Consider the following 1,573-nt stretch of genomic DNA (forward strand, 5'->3'; position numbering starts at 1 on the left):
GCCCGCACCTCCCTGGCGCAGGTGGCGCTCGACCTCGGCGACACGGCGCAGGCGAGGTGGCTCGGCAGCAGCGCCATTACCGAACTGCTCTACGCCTTCGGCGTGGGCGGCGAGGTTCGCGCCGCCATGATCGCGCTCGCGGCGGCGCCGCTCGACGAGCGTCGCATCGCCGTCGCCTCTGCGCTCGATCTGGCGTCCCATCGAGTCGACGCGTGGGCGACGGGCATCGCGACGGCACGCCGGGCCACCCTGGCGGCCACCGCCCCCGTCGGAATGACCATCGGCGCGTTCGGCTACGTCGAGCAGATCCGTCTTGGAACGAACCGAAGCGATCCGGATGGCTGGATCCACGCGCCCAGCAGCTCGCACGCCGTCGCCGCCGGCGTCCTCGCGAGCGCTCACCGCTCCAACATCGGCGCACTGCCGGGGAAACAACCGTTCGCCATCGACCTGTCGAGTCGGCGCGGCGTCGAGCTCCGGCGCGTGCTCGAAGGGGTCGCGGCCGGGCAGTCGATCGGCGCCCTGCTCGGGTACCAGATCGAACGCGGCCTCGCCGGGACCTCGGCGGCCCGGTTCCAGTTGAGCCTGCGGCAGATCGCGCCTGCGGCCACCGATCAGCTCGGCAACGACGAGGCCCAGGAGGTCGCGGCAGCGCGCGTCGCCGCCGCCGATGTCGTCGACGGCGCAGAACTCCTGCGGCTGTTCCCGCTCGATACGCTCACCGTGGTCAACCCGCCGTTGCGCGCCCGCCTCAGCCGGAAGCCAGACAACGCCTTCGTCGAGAATTGGGACCCCGTGTCGAACGCTGAGTGGGACCTTCTGGTCGCAGCCATGCGCGGAGCTGCGGCCACACTCGACGCCGTCTCGGATGCCCTTCTGAGTGAGAGCGTCCTGCAGTACTCTTCGGGCAACCCGTCGCGCGCCTCTGCCGCGATGGATGCCATGGCCAGCGGCGCCGCCGTCGATCCAGACCTCGGTATCCTGGGCGTGCGCCAGACCGGTCGCATCCTCACCCACGGCGTGTTCGCGGCCATCCCGGCCGGCGCGACCGGCTGGTCGAGCACCCGCCCGCGCGCGCTCGCCGAACCGAGGCTGGAAGCGTGGGCGGCGCGTCGCCTCGGTGATCCTGCCGGCATCACGGTGACCGAAGCCCCCAACAGTCACACCCTCGCCGAGGCAGGCTGGGCCGCCCTGGACCTGGTCTTCGCGGACGACGCGGCATCACTCGACCGGGAGCTGCGTGCGGCCATACCCGCTCTGGGCGACTCGCCGCTGGCCGACGGGCTGCTGCGCGCCGCCACTCTCGCCGGCAGCCTTCGCTCGCTCGCTGCCGGTGGAACGCCGCTCGGCCCCGACTCCCTCGTGCGCACCGGCGTTGCCCCGGAACGCCGGATCGACACCGACGAGCTGCTCGCGCGTGTGGGCGTTGTGCTCGACGCCCTCGCTGCTGTGCTCGCCTCCGGCCAGGCGGTCATCGCCGCCATCGACTCCGACGACCTCGCGGCCGGCGCGCCCGGCGCCCGCCTCGGCTTCCACGGCAACAACAAGTCCCTCGCCGAGATCGACGAGGCCT

General features: G+C 72.6%; 1 pseudogene. It reads left to right on the forward strand.

What is annotated here, in order from left to right:
• Positions 1 to 1,573: pseudogene (locus QN345_RS18850) on the forward strand (hypothetical protein); the annotation flags it as partial.

The organism is Cryobacterium sp. 10I1 (genome assembly GCF_035019805.1).
Taxonomy (GTDB): Bacteria; Actinomycetota; Actinomycetes; order Actinomycetales; family Microbacteriaceae; genus Cryobacterium; species Cryobacterium glucosi.